Origin of the sequence: Rhizobium sp. P38BS-XIX, from assembly GCF_012641435.1 — a bacterium.
In the GTDB taxonomy this organism is placed as follows: Bacteria; Pseudomonadota; Alphaproteobacteria; order Rhizobiales; family Rhizobiaceae; genus Rhizobium.
Genome location: NZ_JABAIJ010000007.1, coordinates 117116 through 137337 on the forward strand (window position 1 = coordinate 117116; position 20222 = coordinate 137337).

The window sequence follows — 20222 nt, forward strand, 5'->3', positions numbered from 1 at the left end:
AGCAGTCATGGGACGGGAGGTTGGTTTTGGTTATGAGCGTGGGCGAAGACGGCAGCGGTAAGACGGGTCGACGTGGACGTTCCTGGCGGGATGTCGATCTGCGAGCGGTTGCGCCGTTTGCGGCGCTGGTGCTGCTTCTCATCGTGGGCGCATTGGTCAACCCGAACTTCATCGGCATCACCAATCTCACCAACGTCGCGACGCGATGTGCCTATATCGCGATTATCGCCGTTGGCGCCACCTTCGTGATCTCGGCGGGCGATCTCGATCTGTCGGTCGGTGCGATGGTTGCCTTCGTGGCAAGCCTGATGATCCTCTTCATAAATTCGGGGGTTATCGCGGACCCAGCTCTGATGCTGGCCGCCGCTGTGTTGTTCTCGATCGTGGCCGGTGTCCTATGTGGCCTGGCGAACGGTCTGATCACCACCATGGGCAAGATCGAGCCTTTCATCGCGACATTGGGGACGATGGGCGTGTACCGCGGCTTGACGACCTGGTTGTCTCAGGGTGGGGCGATAACCCTGCGCTCGGCCGATGTGCAGGCGCTCTACAAGCCGGCTTATTACGGCTCGATATTGGGCGTGCCGATTCCGATCGCAATCATTATCGCCGTTACCATCGTCGCGGCCTTCATTCTTTACCGCACGCGCTACGGGCGGCATGTCATCGCCGTCGGTTCCAATCGCGACGTTGCGCGCTATTCCGGCGTGGCGGTCAATCGCGTCCGCACCATCGCCTTTATCATCCAGGGGCTTTGCGTTTCCATCGCTGTGCTTCTCTACGTGCCGCGTCTCGGCTCCACCTCAGCCCAGACGGGCATTCTGTGGGAGCTGCAGGCAATCACCGCCGTGGTTGTTGGCGGTACGGCGCTGAAGGGTGGCGCGGGCAGGGTGTGGGGTACGATCTGCGGGGCTTTCATTCTCGAGCTGGTCGGCAACATCATGCTGCTTTCCAATTTTATCAGCGAGTATCTCCTGAGTGCCATCCAGGGTGCGATCATCATTATCGCCATGCTGGTCCAGCGCTCGCTTGCTCGCAAATCATGAATAACCGGGTCAGGGGGCGCCCGGTCCTGAACGACAACGCCCTGTCTCTATCTGGGAGGAAGAACATGCGTAAAAGACTATTGGGATTGGCGGTCGCGATGGCGGCTCTGGCGGGCACGGTTCATGCCGCGGACAAGAAGGTGACGATCGGCGTGTCCATTCCGGCCGCCGACCATGGCTGGACTTCGGGCGTGGTGTTCCATGCCGAGCGCGTCGCCAAATTGCTGATGGCGGAGCATCCGGGCCTGAACGTCATCGTCAAGACGTCGCCTGACGCTGCCAGCCAGGCAAACGCCGTACAGGATCTCGAAACACAGGGTATCGATGCGCTCGTGATCCTGCCGTCGGATCCGGATCCGCTCGTCAACGCCATCAAGGAAGTCAAGGACAAGGGCAAGTTCGTGACGCTGGTCGACCGTGCGCCGAGCAGCAACGACAATTCCGTCCGTGACCTTTACGTCGCCGGCAACAACCCGGCGCTTGGCCAGACGGCCGGCGAATACATCAAGAAGAACACGCCGGACGCTCAGGTCGTCGTCATCCGCGGTCTGCCGATCCCGATCGACCAGCAGCGCCAGGACGGCTTCGACAAGGGGATTGCCGGCTCGAACGTCAAAGTTCTCGATCGTCAGTACGGCAACTGGAGCCGCGACGATGCGTTCAAGGTCATGCAGGACTATCTGACGAAGTTCCCGAAGATCGATGTGGTCTGGTGCCAGGATGACGACATGGCCGTCGGCGTGCTGCAGGCGATCGAGCAGGCCAAGCGCACCGACATTCAATACGTCGTCGCCGGCGCCGGCTCGAAGGACATGATCAAGAAGGTCATGGACGGCGACAAGCTGATCCCGGTCGACGTGCTCTATCCGCCGGCAATGGTCGGCACGGCCATGGAGCTGACGGCTGCCAACTTCTACAACCAGATCCCGGTTCGCGGTAACTACATCCTCGACGCGACGCTGGTCACGAAGGACAATGCGAAGGACTTCTACTTCGCCGATTCACCGTTCTGATCCACGGATTCGGACAGATGCGCCCGCCGGTTTCGGCGGGCGTTTTTTATGCGTTTGCCGCCCGGTTTTAGAGACCGGAGTAATTTTTGCGGCACGTACCTCTTGCCGTCAGCGGCTGAGCGTGGTTAGCTCGCAAGGCATTCGACTTTCATCCTGAAGACCCTATAGTTTTTGAGGTTACGGCATCAAAGCCGCCTTGGATTTGGGTCCGAAAGGCATCGGAAACGTTTACAGAACGCAATTTGGGAGGAATTACAGATGAAGACGATCAAGGGGCCAGGCCTGTTTCTTGGCCAGTTCGCCGGTGACACGGCGCCGTTCAACTCGTGGGATTCGATCACAAAATGGGCTGCCGACGCCGGCTATGTCGGTGTGCAGGTTCCGACCTGGGCAAGCCAGCTCATCGATCTGAAGAAGGCGGCTTCCTCCAAGGATTATTGCGACGAATTCGCCGGTGTCGCTCGCGCCAACGGCGTCGAGGTCACCGAGCTTTCCACTCACCTCCAGGGCCAGCTCGTTGCCGTGCATCCCGCCTATGACGAAGCCTTCGACGGCTTTGCGGCGCCGGAAGTGCGCGGGAATCCGAAGGCGCGCCAGGAATGGGCGGTCGAGCAGGTGAAGATGGCGCTCACCGCTTCCAAGCATCTCGGCATCAAGGCGCATGCGACCTTCTCCGGTGCGCTCGCCTGGCCCTTCGTCTATCCTTGGCCGCAGCGTCCGGCCGGCCTCGTTGAAACCGCCTTCGAAGAGCTTGCCCGTCGCTGGACACCGATCCTCAATCATGCCGACGAAAACGGCGTCGACGTCTGCTATGAGATCCATCCGGGCGAAGACCTGCATGACGGCATCACTTTCGAGATGTTCCTGGAGCGCGTGAAGAACCATCCGCGCGCCAACATGCTCTACGATCCCTCGCACTATGTCCTGCAGTGCCTCGATTATCTCGACAACATCGACATCTACAAGGACCGCATCAAGATGTTCCACGTCAAGGATGCGGAGTTCAATCCGACCGGGCGTCAGGGCGTCTACGGTGGTTATCAGGGTTGGGTCGAGCGTGCCGGCCGCTTCCGTTCGCTTGGCGACGGCCAGGTTGATTTCGGTGCCGTCTTCTCGAAGATGACCGCCAACAACTTCGACGGCTGGGCCGTGGTCGAATGGGAATGCGCGCTGAAGCATCCTGAAGACGGTGCTCGCGAAGGCTCCGAATTCGTCAAGGCGCATATCATCCGCGTCACGGAAAAGGCGTTCGACGATTTTGCCGGTAGCGGCACGGACCAGGCGGCAAACCGCCGCATGCTTGGGCTTTAATCCGAGCGCTTCCTCCCCGCATATGCGGGGAGGAAGCGGACTCGAACGGGCGAGCGGAGCGAAATCGCGAGAGGACGGATGAAGGGCCTTCTCGATATTCATCGCGACGGCACGGTGTGTCGGACCGGCGGTCGCCCCTCACCCTAGTCCTCTCCCCGCAGGCGGGAGAGGGGACGATCGCGCCAAGCGGTCGCATCCACACAATTCAATTCATTCAGGAGGACAAAATGGCAATCGAAGGATCATCGGAACAGACGCGCGAGCCGCGCATTCGGCTTGGCATGGTCGGCGGCGGCGCCGGCGCATTCATCGGCGCGGTGCATCGTATTGCTGCACGCATTGACGACCAGTTCGATCTCGTTGCCGGCGCGCTCTCGTCTTCGCCGGAAAAGGCTGTGGCATCCGGCCGCGATCTCGGTCTCGATCCCTCGCGCACCTACTCCAGCTATCGCGACATGGCAATCCGCGAAGCCAAGCTGAAGAACGGCATTGAAGCGGTTTCGATCGTGACGCCGAACCATGTCCATTATGACGCCGCCAAGGAATTCCTGCGTCGCGGCATCCACGTCATCTGCGACAAGCCACTGACCTCCAATCTCGCCGACGCCAAGAAGCTGAAGAAGGTGGCCGATGAAAGCGGCGCTCTCTTCATCCTCACGCACAACTACACCGGCTATCCGATGATCCGTCAGGCGCGCGAGATGATCGCCAATGGCGAGCTCGGCGATATCCGCATCGTCCAGGCGGAATATCCGCAGGACTGGCTGACCGAGAATATCGAGCAGTCCGGCCAGAAGCAGGCCGCATGGCGCACCGACCCGGCCCAATCCGGCGCCGGCGGTTCGACGGGCGATATCGGCACGCATGCCTATAACCTTGCGTCCTTCGTCACCGGCCTCGAACTCGACAGCCTTGCCGCAGATCTCGACAGCTTCGTTGAGGGACGTCGTCTCGACGATAACGGCCATGTTCTGCTGCGCTTCAAGGCCAAGGGCACGGAAAAGCCGGCCAAGGGCATGCTCTGGTGCAGCCAGGTGGCGCCGGGTCACGAAAATGGTCTCAAGCTTCGCGTCTACGGCACCAAGGGCGGTATCGAGTGGACGCAGGCCGATCCGAACTATCTGTGGTACACGCCGTTCGGCGATCAGAAGCGGCTGATCACCCGCAATGGCGCCGGCTCCGGCGCTGCTGCGGCGCGCGTCTCGCGTGTTCCGTCGGGTCATCCGGAAGGCTATCTGGAAGCCTTCGCCACGATCTACACGGAAGCCGCTCGTGCCATCCACGCCCGCAAGAAAGGCGTGGCGGTCGATCCGGCTGTGATCTATCCGACCGTCGATGACGGTGTGAAGGGCGTGGCTTTCGTCGAAGCCTGCGTCGCTTCCTCCAAGCGCAACGGCGCCTGGGTCAAGCTTTAATCTCTACGAGGCCAGAGGCGGTAAAACCGCCTCGGGCTTTTTGATCAGGCAGCCAGGTTCTGCCGGCGCTTCGTCAGCGCATCGACGCTCAAGGGGCCGCTGCCGGCGGCAACGAGAAACAGGAAGATGAAGCAGAAGAGGATGGCCGATGTGCCGCCATTCTGCGCTGGGTAGAAGCTCTGCGGCGCATGGCGCAGGAAATAGGCGAATGCCATCAGGCCTGACAGGATGAACGACGCGATGCGCGTCTGGAAGCCGATCAGCACGAGAAAGCCCAATGTCAGCTCAAGCAAGCCTGCGATCCACGACAGAGATCCGACAGCCGGCACATTCTCGGCGGCTGGAAAATGCAGCGCTTTCTGTGTTCCGTAGCTGAAGAGCACGAGCGATGCGACGATGCGCAGGAGGCTCAGCAGATGAGGGTGAAGAGCGTGAAGCGCAGGGAGCATTTGTATCCTTTCGTTGTCAAGTTTGATTGCTACCCTCAATTGATCCGCGCCCGGAAGACAAGTCACGACTGTTGACATTGATGTTATCCAGCCGTGCGAAGATGCAGCGAAATTTCTGGGATGTCCTTTTGCACCCTGATTTGTCGGCACCTGTAACGTTGCAGTTTTCCGGTGCCGGTACTGTACTTTGAGACGCAGCTTGGTTAAACCGCAGCCAACGAAGCCAAAACAGACGGGATTTTCATCATGATCGATCCAAAGCTTCTTGCCGATCGCTTCCCCGGCGATTTTACGTTCGGTGTTGCCACCGCCGCCTTCCAGATTGAAGGTGCCACCAAGGCCGATGGCCGCAAGCCATCCATCTGGGATGCTTTCGCCAACATGCCGGGCCGCGTCTATCAGCGGAATAACGGCGATGTCGCTTGCGATCACTACAACCGGCTTGAGCAGGATCTCGATCTGATCAAGGACATGGGCGTCGAAGCCTATCGCTTCTCGATCGCCTGGCCGCGCATCATTCCCGAAGGCACAGGCCCGGTGAACGAAGCAGGTCTGGATTTCTACGATCGTCTGGTCGACGGCTGCAAGGCCCGTGGCATCAAGACCTTTGCTACGCTTTATCATTGGGATCTGCCGCTGATGCTTGCCGGCGAAGGCGGCTGGACGGCGCGCTCGACCGCACACGCCTTCCAGCGCTATGCGAAAACCGTGATGGCCCGCCTCGGCGATCGTCTGGATTCGGTCGCCACCTTCAACGAGCCCTGGTGCATCGTCTGGCTCAGCCATCTCTACGGCATTCATGCCCCCGGTGAGCGCAACATGCAGGCGGCGCTCTATGCCATGCATTACATGAACCTCGCGCATGGTCTCGGCGTCGAGGCGATCCGCTCGGTTGCGCCAAAGGTGCCTGTCGGCATCGTGCTCAATGCGTCTTCCATTCTGCCGGGCTCTGATCGCCCCGAGGATCTGGCGGCTGTGGAGCGTGCCCATCAGTTCCACAACGGCGCCTTCTTCGATCCGATCTTCAAGGGCGAGTATCCGAAGGAGTTCGTCGAGGCGCTTGGCGATCGCATGCCCAAGATCGAGGATGGCGATCTCAAGACCATCAACCAGAAGCTCGATTGGTGGGGGCTGAACTACTACAAGCCGGATCGCGTGTTCGATGATGCTTCCAAGACCGGCGATTTTCCTTGGACGAAAGAAGCCCCGCCCGCAAGCGATGTGAAGACGGATATCGGCTGGGAGATCTATGCACCGGGCCTGAAGCATGTCGTTGAAGACCTCAACAAGCGTTACGATCTGCCGGAGTGCTACATCACCGAGAATGGCGCCTGCTACAACATGGGCGTCGTCAACGGCGAGGTCGATGACCAGCCGCGCCTCGACTATTACGCCGAACATCTCGGTATCGTCGCCGATCTCATCAAGGACGGTTATCCGATGCGCGGCTACTTCGCCTGGAGCCTGATGGACAATTTCGAATGGGCGGAAGGCTATCGCATGCGCTTCGGCCTCGTTCACGTCGATTACGAAACCCAGGTGCGCACCGTCAAGAAGAGCGGCAAATGGTATAGACAGCTTGCCTCGCAGTTCCCGCGGGGGAATCACAAGCAGGCCTGACCGGCAGCTGTCGGACGAAATTTCAGGCCGTGTCCGAATCGATGCGGCCTGATAGATATCGGGCATGATCCAGCGCCCGATTTCTCTTTATGCGATTTGCGGCAGTCAGCGACAGGCTTCGACCAGCCGCAGGCTGCTCAAGGCGTTGCAGCTTGCCGCGCCGCACGATATCAGCATCACAATTTCGGATCTGATCGGTGATCTGCCGATTTTCAATCCGGACAATGAAGGCGAGAAAACACCGCCTGTGGTCGAGAAATTTGCGGCCGAGATCGGCAGCGCCGATGGCCTGATCGTGTCGTGCCCGGAATATGCGCATGGCATACCCGGCGGCTTCAAGAATGCCCTGGACTGGCTGGTGTCGCGCGACGAAATCCCTTTCAAGCCGCTGATGTTTGCCCATGCTTCCCATCGTGGCGATCTCGCGCTGGCGCTGCTGACCGACGTGCTGCAGACGATGTCGCTGCGCATTGTGGACGAAGCATTTCTGCGATTGCCGATTGCCGGCAAGCCCGACGAAGCTCAGGCATCCATTCTGACGCAAGCGCGCGAAGATGGCGTGCTGCGTGCCGCCCTTGGCCGCTTTGCCGATGCGATCCGCGAAACGGCATGAATTCCGCCTCCAGTGGTGGATATACAACTCTTTCCTGTAGGAATCTCCGGCTCGCCTTAACCGTTTATTGAAGACCTGACGGCAGACTTTCACGCCAAGGAGAAAAAGGCGTTGGGAGCAGTATTCAAGTCTCTGCGGCAAGGCAAACAAGTCGGTCGTCATTCCATCGTGACGGCCGTTTTGATTTCTTTTGCCGTGGTTGTGGCCGTCGTCACCCTGATGGTGCTGACGGCAATCGGCCGTGTGGCGAATTATTCCAACAGGCTGGATGACGAGCGCTCGTGGGAAACGACAGTTGGTGCCCTCAAGACCTTCAACGGTCAGCTCGAGGCAACGCTGCACGATCACTCCGCACGCAACGATGCCGCAAAAAGCGTCTATGGTGAGGATGAGAAGACTTGGATCGCCGGCAATTACGGTGACATATCCTCGAACGGCGCGCTTTTCGACACCGCTCTTATCGTCGATGACAACAATACGCCGATCATAGCCTATCACGACGGCGACGTGATGAAGGAGAATGTCGAGGACGTTCTCGGCAGCACGATGTGGGTTCTGGTCAATCAGGTGCGCAACACCCCCGGGACCGGGGTACCCGAGGCAAGCGGCTATATCATGACCCGCGATGGTATTGCAGCTATCGGCGTTGCGACCATTCGCGAGCGATCCGGGCGTATTCCGGTGCCGGAAGGCAAGCGACGTTACCTGATCCTCGTGCGCTATCTCGATGCCGCCCGGATCAAGCTGCTGTCCAACACCTATGTCATCAGCGGTCTGAAGCTGGTGCCGGCGGACACTGTCGCCCGCTATGCCGTCTCGATCGTCGATCCGCTCGGTAAGCCTTTGGGGCGGCTGGTCTGGAATTCACGCGCCCCCGGCGATATCAGCTATCAGCAGGTGCGCCCGATCGTTGTGGGTGCGCTCGGTCTCGTCGGCCTGTTTTTCATCGTGCTGTTGATTCTGGGCCTGCTGGCAGGACGTCGGCTGCGGGCGGAAGAAGTCGTTGCGCGGCAAAGCTCGTTGCGCGATCGCCTCAGCGGGCTTCTCAATCGCGAGGGGCTGCGGCACGATGTCGATCGCCTGGTCGAGCATGCGCGTGCCGACGGCAGCAATGTGCTGCTTCTCTATCTTGACCTCGACGGCTTCAAGGAAATTAACGACGCCTATGGGCATGGCACGGGCGATCAGCTCATTCGTGCCGTTGCCGCCGGTCTCAGGGTGCTGGTTCCACCGCAGGCGACTTTGGCCCGGCTTGGAGGTGACGAATTCGCGATCGTCTTCCCGACCAAGGAACTCAACGATGCGCCGGCGCTGAGGCTTGCCGAGCAGATTCTGGATTTTCTCTCGGAGCCGTTGGAAATCGGCCGCCGGGTGGTGGTTGTCGGCGCCAGCATCGGCATTGCGAGCTCTCCCGAAGGGCGCATCGATCGCGAGGAGTTGGTTCGCCGCGCCGATCTTGCCATGTATAAGGCGAAGGAGGCGGGCCGCGCCCGCATGACGTGCTACGAGACGGCGATGGATGCCCATCGCGAGGAGCGCAACGAGCTGGAGCTCGATCTGCGCCGCGCAATCGAGGCCGAGGAATTGACGCTCGCCTATCAGCCGCTCGTCGACGCATCGAGTTGCGAGATGACGGGAGTGGAGGCGCTTGTGCGCTGGAACCGTCCGGGGCATGGGCCAATTTCACCTGAAGTCTTCATTCCGGTGGCCGAAACCAGCGGCCTGATCGAGGCGCTCGGGCTGCTCGTGCTGCGCAAGGCCTGCGAAGCGGCACAGCAATGGCCCGATCTGCGGGTAGCGGTCAATGTGTCGCCGGGGCAATTCCGCAACCCGGCCTTTGCCGACTACGTTCGCAGCGTCCTGACCCGCACGGAGATCGCGGCGGAGCGTGTGACCCTGGAAATCACCGAGGGCTATATCATCCAGAATCCCGAGCGCACCCGGCAGTCGATCGAGCGGCTGAAGATGCTCGGCGTCAAGGTGGCCCTGGACGATTTCGGCTCCGGCTTCTCATCCATCGGCTATCTGCGCCAATTCGGCTTCGATCGCATCAAGATCGATCGTTCGCTGACGATGGATGTGCTGGAGGACAGCCGCGCCTGCGAAATGGTGCGGGCAACGGTGGCGCTGGCGCGCTCGCTCGACATTCCGGTCACCGCCGAAGGCATTGAAATCGAAGAGCAGGGCAGGGCGTTGCAGGAATTCGGCTGCGATGAGCTGCAGGGCTATTTCTATGGAAAGCCTATGCCCGAGGCCGAGATCACCAAGCGCTTTGCGGCGCAGATGGCGGCCGTACTCAATCAGGAGCAAGGCGCGGCCGCCTGAGGGCGTCAGACTATCAAGCCGTCAGCCGATGTGCTGTTGCCCGCGCTTGCGGGCCAGCGCGATCTGGCGCTGCCGCTCGCGATAACGTTCGCGGTCTTCCTCGCTGCGGTCGTGATAGCAATGACTGCAAGACACGCCGGCCTCGTAATAGGGCGACGTCACCTCTTCCGCCGTGATCGGACTGCGGCAGGCGTGGCAGAGCTTGTGGTTGCCCTCTTTCAGGCCATGCTCGACCGAGACGCGCTCGTCGAACACGAAACAGGCGCCTTCCCACAGGCTTTCTTCCGCAGGCACTTCCTCGAGATATTTCAGGATGCCGCCCTTGAGGTGATAGACCTCGTCGAAGCCCTGCTGCTTCATGAAGGCTGTCGCCTTTTCGCAGCGGATGCCGCCGGTGCAATACATGGCGATCTTCGGCTTGTTGTGCAGGCCGGTATGGTCACGTACCCAATCCGGAAATTCGCGGAAGGTCTTGGTCTTCGGATCGACCGCGCCCTTGAAGACGCCGATCGCCGTTTCGTAATCGTTGCGGGTGTCGATGACGATGGTGTCGGGATCGGAGATCAAAGCATTCCAGTCCTTCGGCGCGACGTAGGTGCCGACAACCCTGGTGGGGTCGATATCCTCGACGCCCATGGTGACGATCTCTTTCTTGAGCTTCACTTTCATGCGCACGAAGGGCATTTTCGAAGCGCGGCTTTCCTTGTGCTCCAGACCGGAAAATTCCGGCTGTGCCCGCAGGAAAGAAAGAACGGCGCCGATGGCTGCATCCGTGCCGGCGATCGTCCCATTGATGCCTTCATGGGCAAGCAGCAGCGTGCCCTTGACGCCATTGGCCTCGCAGAGCGCAAACAAAGGCTCCTGCACGCTTTCGAAGCGCGGGAAAGAAACGAAATGATAAAGCGCCGCAACGAGGAATGCGCCGGTCGCCTCATGCCGTGAGCTGGAAAGAATGTCGGTCATGGCGGGGAAATACAATTTTGTGCGTCTTCAGGCAATCGGGATTTATGCGCGACCCCTGCGTCACCGGGAATAGCGCCGGTAATCGCCTCAATTGGCTGCTTCCAGCCAGAGGTGCCTGATGGTTCGTGCTTCGTGTTGCGGCTTGTCGACGAAAACCCAATGCGCCCGGTGAAGCGCCTCCTCGCGGGCTGTCTGTTGCCGGGATATAATCGCCTCCAGCAAACGGGCATGGTCATCGCTTTTCTCGAAGAGGTGCGGCTCCTGGTCGGCGACGTCAGACAATATCGACATGTCGAGATAGCGGCCGAGGGCGTCGACCAATGCCTTGGCCTCCAGCTGCTTGGCATGCATTGCAGCCGGCCAGACCTCGCGCAACAGCATATGATGCATCCAGTAATCCTGGCTGCGCTTGCGCAAATCATGAAAACTCTCGATGTGGGCTGCTTCCGAATGGCATGCGGACCGCGCCTCGATCGCTTTGCGGGCGTTCTTGCGCCAGCTTTTCTGGAAGAGGCGAGCCGTATTGCGCCGCCCGCAGTCGAATGAGACATCCTTCAAGGCGTCGATCGCATTGTGGCATGTCGCAACCGCTGCCCGTGCCTTGTCTTCGAGATCGGTTTCCGCTTCCGCCAATCTGTCCCGCCTTGCGGTCAGCAGGTCACCAACGCGGATGAGGGCATGCAGTTCCTCCGCCGAAGTCGCCGTCGACTGCAGATAATGGCTGATCTCGATGAGCGCAGTCGCATCGCGAACGGCGGAAAGCGTCCGCGCCATGTTCCGAAGCCGCTCATTCTCCTGTTGCTGAAAATCCCGTGCGATCGGCGCGATCAGCCGATAAAGCGCGCGCACGCGCTTGATGTTCTTGCGGCATGCATGCACGGCTTCGTGCAAGCCCTGCGGCCGATCCGTCAATGCATCTATCGCTTTGCCGAGTTGATGCGCGGCGACCTGACGCACCTCGTCATCAAGGGCCCGATCAGGCCGTATGCGATAGCTCATCGTATTCCTGTTCGAACTGGGTCGCGAGCGCCTGGTTGGAATAGCGATGTTCGCCGGTCACTTCCCGGCCGATCCAGTCCGGCAGTTCCGGATTGTCGCTCTCGTCCTCCATCTCCACTTCGGCGATCACGAGGCCGCGATGCGTGCCGCGGAAGACATCGACTTCCCAGGTAAATCCCTTGAATGGAACCTTGTGGCGGGTTTTTTCTATAACGAGACCAATGGCCGTTCCAAGCAGCTCCTCCGCCTCGTCGACGGGGATCTCATACTCGAATTCATCCCTGGTCATCCGCTTGCCGATCTTGATCGTCAAGGTCGCTTTCGTCTCGTTTGTCAGCCGCACCCTTACGGAACGACCGTCCATGGAAGCGATATAACCCTGCTTCAGGATCAGCTTCTCGGAGACGAAATCACGCCAATGATCGCCGCGCACCAGAAACTTTCGCTCGATCTCTTTTGCCATGCGTTTGACATGCTCCACCGGCACAGATTGAAGTACACTATATCAAGTTGCCGCGATTTCCTACCCGTCGTATTTAAAGCGAGCTTTTGTCTCGACAAGCACCTTCGGGAAGGCTATTCGAAGGCCGGATTTCAATCGTTTTAAAGGGAGTCTCCGACCATGGGCGAGAAAACCGAAAAGCTTCTTTCCATCCTGAAACTGCAGCCGGTCGTACCCGTGCTGATCGTCGACGATGCGAAATCGGCCGTGCCGCTTGCCCGCGCGCTCGTTGCGGGCGGTCTGAAGGCGATCGAAATCACGCTGCGCACCGCCGGCGCGCTGGATGCGATCCGTGCCGTGGCGGAAGAGGTCGAAGGCGCCGAAGTCGGTGCCGGTACGATCCTGAACGTCAAGCATTGGGATGCAGCCGTCGAAGCTGGTTCGAAGTTCATCGTCAGCCCGGGCGCCACGCAGGAACTGCTCGATGCCGCGCGCTCCTCGCATGTGCCGCTTCTGCCGGGTGCTGCGACCGCAAGCGAAGTCATGGCGCTTCGCGAAGAAGGCTATACGGTGCTGAAGTTCTTCCCGGCCGAACAGGCTGGCGGCGCAGCCTACCTCAAGGCTTTGTCCTCGCCGCTTGCCGGGACGGTATTTTGCCCGACCGGCGGCGTGTCGTTGAAGAACGCGCATGATTACCTGTCTTTGCCGAACGTCATCTGCGTCGGCGGTTCATGGGTCGCGCCGAAGGAGCTGGTGGCCGCCGGTGACTGGGCAGGGATTACCAAGCTTGCTTCGGAGGCTGCGGCTCTGAAGGGCTGAGGCATATCCGCAATTCGATTTTTGAAGGCGCTCGTGGTAACACGGGCGCCTTTTTGCATTGTGCGGATTGGTATTTGCGGTTGCGCTTCCTATCTCCTTTTCACCATCACAAGGACGGAGGACCATCTACATGATCGACGCCCGCAAGCTTCTTGACCAATTCCTGGGGTCGCAGGTTCCAGGAATGCAAGGAACTGTGAAAGACAAGGCGACCCAGGCCATCAATCTGGCCAGAGACAATCCGATGGCCACCAGCGCTATCGCGGGTGTACTGCTCGGCACCAAGACCGGGCGGCAGATCGCCGGAAACGCCCTGACGCTCGGCGGCCTTGCCGCCATCGCCGGGCTTGGCTATCAGGCCTACAAGAATTATCGCGACGGCAATCAGCCGCAGCCATCGCCGGAATCGGCCCCGCAGGCCCAGCCGCAATTCCTGCCGCCGCCGACGGATTCCGGCTTCAGCACTGCACCGGCCGCGACCAGCAACGATTTTACGCTGTCCCTCGTGCGGGCGATGATCGCGGCGGCGCGTGCCGACGGTCACATCGACGACACCGAGCGTCAGCGTATTCTAGGCAAGGTGCAGGAGGCTGGCGTTGGATCCGAGGCGGAGGCCTTCTTCCAGCGAGAGCTTGCCAATCCCGTGGATCTCGACGCTATTGTCGCGGCGGCGCAGACCGAAGAGCAGCGAGTGCAGGTCTATACGGCTTCGCGCCTTGCAATCGAGCCGGATTCCCGGGCCGAGCGCGGCTATCTCGATCTGCTCGCGGGCCGACTGGGCCTGGCCGATGCGCTGGTCGATCATATCGAGGCAACGGTTGCCGGCGCCAAAGTCCAACTTTGAAGGCCTGAGCAACCCAGGAAAAAGGCGAGGCATTTTTCGCTTCGAAACGGCCTGACAATAAAGAGATAGAGCGGTTCGGAACTTCCGCGAAAATCTGAACCGCTCCAGGCCCGTTGCCTTTCGCAGGCGGCTGGCCTAAGCCTTCGCCGGAAGATTTCACGGCGGGCTGAGGATCGGCGATTTGATGGACAAGAAAAGCGACAGCCGCTCGGCGGCCATTGCCGCCGGCATCATTCTGGTGGTTGCGACAGCCCTGCTTTATCTGATGCCGAATGTCATCGTCTGGCTTGGCGGCATTTCGCCCTGGCTCGGCACCGGTTTTGGCGTTCTGGTCATCCTCGCCTTCTTCCTGGTTTTCTGGCTGAGGGCGCGTTACCAGCGGCGCAGTGGCTCTTAAGCAGCCGTCAGTTCTGCAGCGAAGCGCCCAGCAGAATAATCCCCATCAAGATCACCAGCACGGCGCCGAAAATCTCGATGCCGTTGCTGACCCATGTCGAGAGCCTGGAGCCCTGACCGGTAAATCGAACGGCTGTGCCCTTCGCAAACACGGCGATGATGGCGAGCAGCGAAACGGTCAGCGCCGTGCCGATCGACATGGCGAGCACGGACAAGAGGCCGCCGAGATAGAGCCCGTTCAGCATCGAAAAGGTCATGACCAGCAGCGCACCGGAGCAGGGGCGCAAACCAACGGCGATGATGGCTGACCAGGCTTCGCGGGCGCTGAACTTTTCGTTCGACAGCATTTTCGGGTCTGGAAGATGTGCATGACCGCATGCTTCGCAATAAGCTCCATCGCCGCTCGAATGGGCGGGATCGTAGCACTGGTAGCCATCAGCGGCAGGCATCGCGGAGAAGCTGCTGCGCGAGAAGCCTCTGACCGAATCCGTGCCCGTCGCAGCGCCTTCGAACAGCGACATGCTGATCGGCCCGGCCGATGTCGCAAGCTGAAGTTCGCGGCGCTGTGCCCGGCTCTGCAGCATGGCACGCAGCTTGCGGAACAATAGCCAGCCGCCGAACAGGATGACCATGACGAAGCTGGCGATCTCCATCGCATTGGTGGCCATCGTCATGGTGATGCCCGAGCCGCGCAGCACGAAATAGGCGGCGCCGACGACAAGGACGGCAACGAGGCCCTGGATCAGCGCCGAGACGAAGGAAATGCCGATGCCGCGTTTCAGCTCGATCTCGTTGGCAACCATATAGGAAGAAATCACCGCCTTGCCGTGGCCGGGGCCGGCGGCGTGAAAGATGCCGTATGCGAAGGAAAGGCCGATCAGAGTCCAGAGCTGCCAGGGGTCCTGACGCATGGCTTCGATGGATTTCGTCAGTGCTCTATAAAAGGCCTGTTGCTCGTAGTTCACGTAAAGAAAGATCGGAGCAAGCGGTCCGCCCATCGGCTGAAAGCTCGGCTCCGCCGTGCCTATGCCAAGCGGAGACCCTGCGGCATGCGCAACACCTGCGACCGCCAGAATGGCGAGTGCGGCGGCCGGCGCGAGCTTTCCTAATTTCGAAATCAGCATTCGACGTCTATCCGCGTTGCGAAAAGCTTCGACATGGTCGTTCCCGTCGGGTCGTTGAAGAAGGCATCCGTCAATGTCGACCTGTTTTCGGCAATAACCTCATCCGGATTGGGGCGAACCACCTTCTGCGAGCAGCTTTTGAAGGCAGTGCCTTCTGTCACCAGCTCGTTGTCGGTGGGGAAGTCGATCGAGGTATAGAGCGTCGGATCGTAAATGCCGAAGCTCAACTTGTTTCCCTTGATCAGTGGCATCGGCTCGGACGGCTTGACCGCGAAGAACATTAGAAGCTGACCGTCCCGGTAGTCGACATTGATGACATCGGGCTTATTCACCTTGATGTTTTTGCCGTTGAGCGTCAGGTTCGTATAATAATCATATTCGGCCAGCGAATCCCGAACCGTCTTGCCGACTTCCTTCAGCTCGTCCGGATCGAGCTTCAGATTGGTGTTCTTGTCGAAGTCCATCAGCACCGAGGAGGAAAACACCTCGTCGAAGCGCCAGACATTGCGCAGCTCCTGTACATTGCCATCCGGTCCGGCCAGTACCTCGAGCCTTGCTTCCACGAAAATATGCGGATGCGCCGATGCGATGGGCGGCGCAAGCAGAAGGCCGCCCGTCAGGGCAAGCGCATAGGCAATCGCGGATTTTTTCATGCGTCCGATATGTTTCGCGAGCATTGATTCACTTCGATTTCTGGTCAGAAAATGAGACGGAATTGGGACCGGCCGGGCCTCAGCCGTTCTTGCGGAACCAGTTGTGCAGGTAGTCCACAAAGATACGGACCTTGGCAGGAAGGTAGCGGCGGTGCGGGTAGACCGCATAGATGCCGCGATCGGTCGGAAGATAATCGTTGAACAGGGTCAGCAGCTGGCCGCTCTCGATCGCCTTGCGGCCGATGAAATCCGGGACGACGGCGATGCCGAGCCCGGCCAAAGCCGCGCGTAGGGTCGCATGCGGGCTGTTGACCTCCAGCGTGCCGTTGATGGCGACGTTGAAGGTGGTGCTGTCGGCGTCGACGAAGCGAATGTTGCCTTGCGTGCGGTTGTTGCTGTCGATGATGAAGGGCACGCGCGTCAGGTCGGTCGGGTGCTGCAGCGCCGGATAGCGCTCGAGAAAATCCTCGGTGGCGCAGAGATGAACGCGGAAATCCGAGATTTTGCGGGCGATCATGCCGGAATCTTCCAGCTTGGTGATGCGAACCGCGACATCGAAGCCCTCTTCGATCAGATCGACGAAGCGATCGTCGGCTGCAATCTCGAGAGCGAGATCCGGATTCTCACGGGCGAAATCGATCAGCGACTGCCCGACATCGGCATCGACGAAGGTGCGGGGCACCGATATGCGCAGGCGTCCCTTGAGCTGCTGGTTGTTTTCGCGCACGAGGTCGGCAAGGTTGTCAATCTCCTTCAGGATGTCTGAAGCGGTGCGATAATAGGTATGCCCGGCCTCAGTCATGGAAAACTGACGGGTGGTGCGGTTGAGGAGCAGGGCGCCGAGCTCGTCTTCCAGCTCGCGGACATATTTGGACAGCAGCGCCTTGGAGCGCCCGGTCTTGCGCGCGGCTGCCGAAAATCCCTCGGCTTCCACCACGTCGATAAAGGCGCGAATCCGGGTTAAAGTATCCACGACGAAGCCCCCCGTTAACTGTTTCCGGATGTTGAACAAAACGCGTTGATTTGTTCAATTATTTTTTTGGGGCATGGGCGAAAAATTTTCTTGATTATGTCGGCGAATATTCTTATTTCCCGATCAGCCCAAAGTCGCACGTGCCCATGGGTGTCCGCCGATCCTCGATGTGGTGAGAAAATCGGTAAGGTACCTGGAATTAACCCCTCCAGTCGCTATTCCGGCCAACCGGAAAATGCGAGGACATCTGAAGCAACGACGGTGCGGGCCTTTTTGTTCTCTCCCGGCTTTCCATCAGCTGGGGATACTGAAGAGGCACACCTTCATTGCCGGAAGTGCGGTTGGGATACTCCCTCCAATCCATGGCAGACAAAGCGAATTAGCGCCGCTTGCGGCACTCGTTCATCATCCGCGCTTCGCGCATTTGCACGGTACCGGGGTCTCCACCGGCTGGTCCCAAAGCGAATGAGCGTTGCCCTTTGTCCTCTGGGTCTTTCCCGGAGCTTTTGGAATTTGAAAGGGAATGACATGACCACGCAACGTATTCGCGATTTCCTCGCTACCCGACGTCCGGACGGTCCTTGCCTGGTGGTCGATCTCGACGTCGTGCGCGACAATTTTCATGCCTTCCGTCATTCCATGCCGGATAGCGCCATCTATTATGCCGTCAAGGCAAACCCGGCTCCGGAAGTGCTGCGCCTGCTCGCAAGCCTCGGCTCCAACTTCGATTGCGCGTCCGTCGCCGAAATCGAAATGGCGCTCGATGCCGGCGCGACCGCCGACCGCATCTCCTACGGCAACACGATCAAGAAGGAGCGCGATATCGCTCGTGCACACGCACACGGTATCAACCTCTTCGCCGTCGACAGCCATGAGGAAGTCGAAAAGATTTCGCGTGCCGCTCCCGGCGCCCGTGTGTTCTGCCGCGTTCTGACCGATGGCGAAGGCGCCGAATGGCCGCTGTCGCGCAAGTTCGGCTGCGTCCCGCAGATGGCCGTCGACGTTCTCGTCTACGCTCACCAGCTGGGTCTGGAATCCTATGGCGTGTCTTTCCACGTCGGCTCGCAGATGACCAAGGTCGATGCCTGGGATTCTGCTCTGGCCGATGCCAAGCGCGTCTTCGTCTCGCTTGCCAAGCAGGGCATTCACCTGCAGATGGTCAACATGGGCGGCGGTTTCCCGACCAAGTATCTGCGCGACATTCCGTCGGCTGAAGCCTATGGCAAGGCGATCTTTGCGTCCCTGCGTGCTCATTTCGGCAACCAGATCCCGCACACGATCATCGAACCGGGTCGCGGCATGGTCGGCAATGCCGGCGTGATCAAGGCTGAAGTCGTTCTGATTTCGAAGAAGTCGGACAATGACGATGCTCGCTGGGTGTTCCTCGACATCGGCAAGTTCGGCGGTCTCGCCGAAACCATGGACGAGGCGATCCGCTATCCGATCCGCACGGAGCGTGACGGTGACGAGATGGAGCCCTGCGTTATTGCCGGCCCGACCTGCGATTCGGCCGACGTGCTCTATGAGAAGAACCTCTATCCGCTGCCGGTGTCGCTCACCATCGGCGACGAGGTCCTGATCGAAGGCACCGGCGCCTATACCACGACCTACTCGGCTGTAGCCTTCAACGGTTTCGACCCCCTGAAGGCTTATATTATCTGAGTTCGATATCGCCGCCCCCGTAGCCAGTCGGGGCGGCACCCTCACAATAATTCGTCACCACCGCTGATAACGGTATTGGGCACGGGAGGCCGAGATGGCCGCTGTTCTTGATTCTGTCCGCGCATTCTTTGCGCCGTCCACTTTCACCCTCGACCTGGAAAATGCAGGCGATGTCGTCGCGCGCGAAAATCTGCTGGATCGCGCCATGGGGCCTCAGCGCCGCAAGAAATCGTCGGAGAAGCTCCGCACCGGTCGCGTTCCCGCCGAAGGTCTGGCGTTGGTCGCGCGCGATCGTGCCGGCCACGTTATCGGCACGGTTCGCCTGTGGAACGTCGAAGCCGGTGTTGATCGCGAAACGCGGCCCGTCGATGCTTTGTTGCTCGGTCCGCTCGCGATCGATCCCGCCTATGAAGGCAAGGGCATCGGCTCGGCGCTGATGCGCGCCGCCATCATGGAAGCCAAGAAGCGCGACCACGGTGCAATCCTGCTCGTCGGCGATGCGCCTTACTATGAGCGCTTCGGCTTCTTTGCTTCCAAGACCCGCCATCTCGTCATGCCGGGCCCGTTCCAGCGCGATCGCTTTCTCGCGCTCGAGCTCAAGGAAGGCTGGCTCGACAGTGCCGTGGGCATGATCGTTGCCAGCGGTCGCAAGCTGGCTCAGCCGTCGGTCTCAAAGGCTGCCTGAGACACATCAAGCCTTCGCCTTTCGGGCGAAGGCCTTTCTCATTTCATAGATTAGATGTTCTGATCCATCGTTTCAGCTGGGATTTCATCGGCACGATGGATGCGGACCACAGTGGCCGGGACGCCGGCGACGGTGCAATGCGGTGGAACGGGCTTCACCACGACGCTGCCGGCGGCAACCTTGCTGAAGGCGCCGATTTCGATGTTGCCGAGGATTTTGGCACCGGCACCGATCATGACGCCGTGGCGGATCTTTGGATGCCGGTCGCCGCTTTCCTTGCCGGTGCCGCCGAGCGTGACGTTCTGCAGGATCGACACTTCATCCTCGATGACGGCGGTTTCGCCGATGACGATGCCCGAGCCGTGGTCGAGCATGATCGAAGTGCCGATCCTGGCAGCCGGATGAATATCCGGCCCGAAGACCAGCGAAACAAGGTTGGAGAGCCAGCTGGCGATCTCCGTGCGGCCTTCGGCCCAGAGCGCATGGGCAATGCGATGCGTCTGCAGGGCGTGAAAACCCTTCAGGTTCAGCAGCGCATGCAGATAAGTGGTGCAGGCGGGGTCGCGGGTTCGCACCGCGACGAGATCCGCTTCCGTCGCTTGAAGGATTGCGGGATATCGTGTCAGCACGTCCGACAGCAGCGACAGCATGTCGCCATGCTCGATCCTGACGACGCAGAGCCGTGCAGCCAATATGCTGGCAAGGCTTTCGGCGTCGGAGCCGCCGGCGAGCAGCTGCGCCCGCAGCAGCGGCGCGAGCGTCGCTTCGCGGGTCGCCAGTTCGGCAGCTTCGCAACGGATCACGTCCCAGACGTTTTCAGCTGGAGCAGGGACATTCTCGGCAACCGCCGGTCCTGACTGAGACATGGTC

At 60.1% G+C, this 20222-nt stretch carries 20 protein-coding genes; 12 read left to right on the plus strand and 8 right to left on the minus strand.

The window, feature by feature from the left end; all coding sequences use genetic code 11:
• The first annotated feature begins 32 nt into the window (after positions 1-32).
• From HGP17_RS22200 to HGP17_RS22215, 4 genes are all read left to right on the plus strand, one after another.
• Positions 33-1046, plus strand: coding sequence for an ABC transporter permease (locus HGP17_RS22200; protein WP_168812883.1), 1014 nt, complete (start codon positions 33-35; stop codon positions 1044-1046).
• A 65-nt stretch (positions 1047-1111) separates the two neighbouring features.
• Positions 1112-2059, plus strand: coding sequence for a substrate-binding domain-containing protein (locus HGP17_RS22205; protein ID WP_168812629.1), 948 nt, complete (start codon positions 1112-1114; stop codon positions 2057-2059).
• A 258-nt stretch (positions 2060-2317) separates the two neighbouring features.
• Positions 2318-3370 (plus strand): sugar phosphate isomerase/epimerase, encoded by a 1053-nt coding sequence (locus HGP17_RS22210; protein ID WP_168812630.1) that lies wholly within the window; start codon positions 2318-2320, stop codon positions 3368-3370.
• 227 nt (positions 3371-3597) lie between these two features.
• Positions 3598-4785 (plus strand): Gfo/Idh/MocA family oxidoreductase, encoded by a 1188-nt coding sequence (locus HGP17_RS22215; protein ID WP_168812631.1) that lies wholly within the window; start codon positions 3598-3600, stop codon positions 4783-4785.
• Positions 4786-4829: 44 nt separating this feature from the next.
• On the opposite strand, the gene HGP17_RS22220 is transcribed toward HGP17_RS22215, so the two are convergent.
• Positions 4830-5234, minus strand: coding sequence for a DoxX family protein (locus HGP17_RS22220; RefSeq protein WP_168812632.1), 405 nt, complete (start codon positions 5232-5234; stop codon positions 4830-4832).
• A gap of 246 nt (positions 5235-5480) precedes the next feature.
• On the opposite strand from HGP17_RS22220, the gene HGP17_RS22225 reads away from it, so the two are divergent.
• The 3 genes from HGP17_RS22225 (at position 5481) to HGP17_RS22235 (ending at position 9792) form a co-directional block, all read left to right on the plus strand.
• Positions 5481-6854 (plus strand): GH1 family beta-glucosidase, encoded by a 1374-nt coding sequence (locus tag HGP17_RS22225; RefSeq protein WP_168812633.1) that lies wholly within the window; start codon positions 5481-5483, stop codon positions 6852-6854.
• A 64-nt stretch (positions 6855-6918) separates the two neighbouring features.
• Complete coding sequence (locus HGP17_RS22230) at positions 6919-7467, plus strand: NADPH-dependent FMN reductase (protein ID WP_205926084.1); 549 nt, start codon at positions 6919-6921, stop codon at positions 7465-7467.
• Positions 7468-7578: 111 nt separating this feature from the next.
• Positions 7579-9792: an EAL domain-containing protein gene (locus tag HGP17_RS22235; RefSeq protein ID WP_168812634.1), complete on the plus strand. Its 2214-nt coding sequence runs from the start codon at positions 7579-7581 to the stop codon at positions 9790-9792.
• Positions 9793-9813: 21 nt separating this feature from the next.
• Here HGP17_RS22235 and HGP17_RS22240 read toward each other — a convergent pair whose 3' ends face one another.
• The 3 genes from HGP17_RS22240 to HGP17_RS22250 all read right to left on the minus strand — a co-directional run bounded on the left by HGP17_RS22240 (position 9814) and on the right by HGP17_RS22250 (position 12217).
• Entirely contained in the window at positions 9814-10755 is a 942-nt protein-coding gene (locus HGP17_RS22240) for a rhodanese-related sulfurtransferase (protein ID WP_168812635.1), read from the minus strand.
• Positions 10756-10842: 87 nt separating this feature from the next.
• Positions 10843-11754 carry a CHAD domain-containing protein gene (locus tag HGP17_RS22245; protein ID WP_168812636.1) on the minus strand — a complete coding sequence of 304 codons (912 nt, stop codon included), beginning with the start codon at positions 11752-11754 and terminating at the stop codon, positions 10843-10845.
• Positions 11732-12217 carry a CYTH domain-containing protein gene (locus tag HGP17_RS22250; RefSeq protein WP_168812637.1) on the minus strand — a complete coding sequence of 162 codons (486 nt, stop codon included), beginning with the start codon at positions 12215-12217 and terminating at the stop codon, positions 11732-11734. Before HGP17_RS22250 ends, HGP17_RS22245 begins: the two co-directional genes overlap by 23 nt.
• Positions 12218-12376: 159 nt before the next feature.
• On the opposite strand from HGP17_RS22250, the gene HGP17_RS22255 reads away from it, so the two are divergent.
• The 3 genes from HGP17_RS22255 (at position 12377) to HGP17_RS22265 (ending at position 14256) form a co-directional block, all read left to right on the plus strand.
• Positions 12377-13015, plus strand: coding sequence for a 2-dehydro-3-deoxy-phosphogluconate aldolase (locus tag HGP17_RS22255; RefSeq protein ID WP_168812638.1), 639 nt, complete (start codon positions 12377-12379; stop codon positions 13013-13015).
• Between the two features lie 130 nt (positions 13016-13145).
• Positions 13146-13859, plus strand: a complete 714-nt coding sequence (locus HGP17_RS22260) for a tellurite resistance TerB family protein (protein WP_168812639.1) — start codon at positions 13146-13148, stop codon at positions 13857-13859.
• 181 nt (positions 13860-14040) lie between these two features.
• Positions 14041-14256, plus strand: a complete 216-nt coding sequence (locus HGP17_RS22265; RefSeq protein WP_205926085.1) for a hypothetical protein — start codon at positions 14041-14043, stop codon at positions 14254-14256.
• Between the two features lie 7 nt (positions 14257-14263).
• Here the strand turns inward: HGP17_RS22265 and HGP17_RS22270 are convergent, their stop codons facing one another.
• The 3 genes from HGP17_RS22270 to HGP17_RS22280 are packed head-to-tail and all read right to left on the minus strand — an operon-like array spanning position 14264 to position 17005.
• Positions 14264-15379, minus strand: a complete 1116-nt coding sequence (locus HGP17_RS22270) for a nickel/cobalt transporter (protein ID WP_168812641.1) — start codon at positions 15377-15379, stop codon at positions 14264-14266.
• On the minus strand, positions 15373-16056 hold the full coding sequence (locus tag HGP17_RS22275; RefSeq protein WP_168812642.1) for a DUF1007 family protein: 684 nt from the start codon (positions 16054-16056) through the stop codon (positions 15373-15375). The genes HGP17_RS22270 and HGP17_RS22275 overlap by 7 nt, the downstream gene beginning before the upstream one ends.
• A gap of 55 nt (positions 16057-16111) precedes the next feature.
• Positions 16112-17005, minus strand: coding sequence for a LysR family transcriptional regulator (locus HGP17_RS22280; RefSeq protein ID WP_168812643.1), 894 nt, complete (start codon positions 17003-17005; stop codon positions 16112-16114).
• A gap of 528 nt (positions 17006-17533) precedes the next feature.
• Here HGP17_RS22280 and odc2 point away from each other — a divergent pair.
• Positions 17534-18667, plus strand: coding sequence for an ornithine/lysine decarboxylase (gene odc2, locus HGP17_RS22285; protein ID WP_168812644.1), 1134 nt, complete (start codon positions 17534-17536; stop codon positions 18665-18667).
• Positions 18668-18761: 94 nt separating this feature from the next.
• Positions 18762-19352, plus strand: coding sequence for an N-acetyltransferase (locus HGP17_RS22290; RefSeq protein ID WP_168812645.1), 591 nt, complete (start codon positions 18762-18764; stop codon positions 19350-19352).
• Positions 19353-19402: 50 nt separating this feature from the next.
• Here the strand turns inward: HGP17_RS22290 and cysE are convergent, their stop codons facing one another.
• Positions 19403-20218 carry a serine O-acetyltransferase gene (gene cysE, locus HGP17_RS22295; RefSeq protein ID WP_168812646.1) on the minus strand — a complete coding sequence of 272 codons (816 nt, stop codon included), beginning with the start codon at positions 20216-20218 and terminating at the stop codon, positions 19403-19405.
• Positions 20219-20222: the final 4 nt, after the last annotated feature.

What these genes read in the sequence shown, in the direction of transcription:
- HGP17_RS22255 (WP_168812638.1), top strand. Translation starts at nt 12,377, where the DNA reads ATGGGCGAGAAAACCGAAAAGCTTCTTTCCATCCTGAAACTGCAGCCG.
- HGP17_RS22200 (WP_168812883.1), top strand. Translation starts at nt 33, where the DNA reads ATGAGCGTGGGCGAAGACGGCAGCGGTAAGACGGGTCGACGTGGACGT.
- HGP17_RS22245 (WP_168812636.1), bottom strand. Translation starts at nt 11,754, where the DNA reads ATGAGCTATCGCATACGGCCTGATCGGGCCCTTGATGACGAGGTGCGT.
- HGP17_RS22205 (WP_168812629.1), top strand. Translation starts at nt 1,112, where the DNA reads ATGCGTAAAAGACTATTGGGATTGGCGGTCGCGATGGCGGCTCTGGCG.
- HGP17_RS22220 (WP_168812632.1), bottom strand. Translation starts at nt 5,234, where the DNA reads ATGCTCCCTGCGCTTCACGCTCTTCACCCTCATCTGCTGAGCCTCCTG.
- HGP17_RS22250 (WP_168812637.1), bottom strand. Translation starts at nt 12,217, where the DNA reads ATGGCAAAAGAGATCGAGCGAAAGTTTCTGGTGCGCGGCGATCATTGG.
- HGP17_RS22260 (WP_168812639.1), top strand. Translation starts at nt 13,146, where the DNA reads ATGATCGACGCCCGCAAGCTTCTTGACCAATTCCTGGGGTCGCAGGTT.
- cysE (WP_168812646.1), bottom strand. Translation starts at nt 20,218, where the DNA reads ATGTCTCAGTCAGGACCGGCGGTTGCCGAGAATGTCCCTGCTCCAGCT.
- HGP17_RS22225 (WP_168812633.1), top strand. Translation starts at nt 5,481, where the DNA reads ATGATCGATCCAAAGCTTCTTGCCGATCGCTTCCCCGGCGATTTTACG.
- odc2 (WP_168812644.1), top strand. Translation starts at nt 17,534, where the DNA reads ATGACCACGCAACGTATTCGCGATTTCCTCGCTACCCGACGTCCGGAC.
- HGP17_RS22215 (WP_168812631.1), top strand. Translation starts at nt 3,598, where the DNA reads ATGGCAATCGAAGGATCATCGGAACAGACGCGCGAGCCGCGCATTCGG.
- HGP17_RS22290 (WP_168812645.1), top strand. Translation starts at nt 18,762, where the DNA reads ATGGCCGCTGTTCTTGATTCTGTCCGCGCATTCTTTGCGCCGTCCACT.
- HGP17_RS22210 (WP_168812630.1), top strand. Translation starts at nt 2,318, where the DNA reads ATGAAGACGATCAAGGGGCCAGGCCTGTTTCTTGGCCAGTTCGCCGGT.
- HGP17_RS22240 (WP_168812635.1), bottom strand. Translation starts at nt 10,755, where the DNA reads ATGACCGACATTCTTTCCAGCTCACGGCATGAGGCGACCGGCGCATTC.
- HGP17_RS22275 (WP_168812642.1), bottom strand. Translation starts at nt 16,056, where the DNA reads ATGCTCGCGAAACATATCGGACGCATGAAAAAATCCGCGATTGCCTAT.
- HGP17_RS22270 (WP_168812641.1), bottom strand. Translation starts at nt 15,379, where the DNA reads ATGCTGATTTCGAAATTAGGAAAGCTCGCGCCGGCCGCCGCACTCGCC.
- HGP17_RS22230 (WP_205926084.1), top strand. Translation starts at nt 6,919, where the DNA reads ATGATCCAGCGCCCGATTTCTCTTTATGCGATTTGCGGCAGTCAGCGA.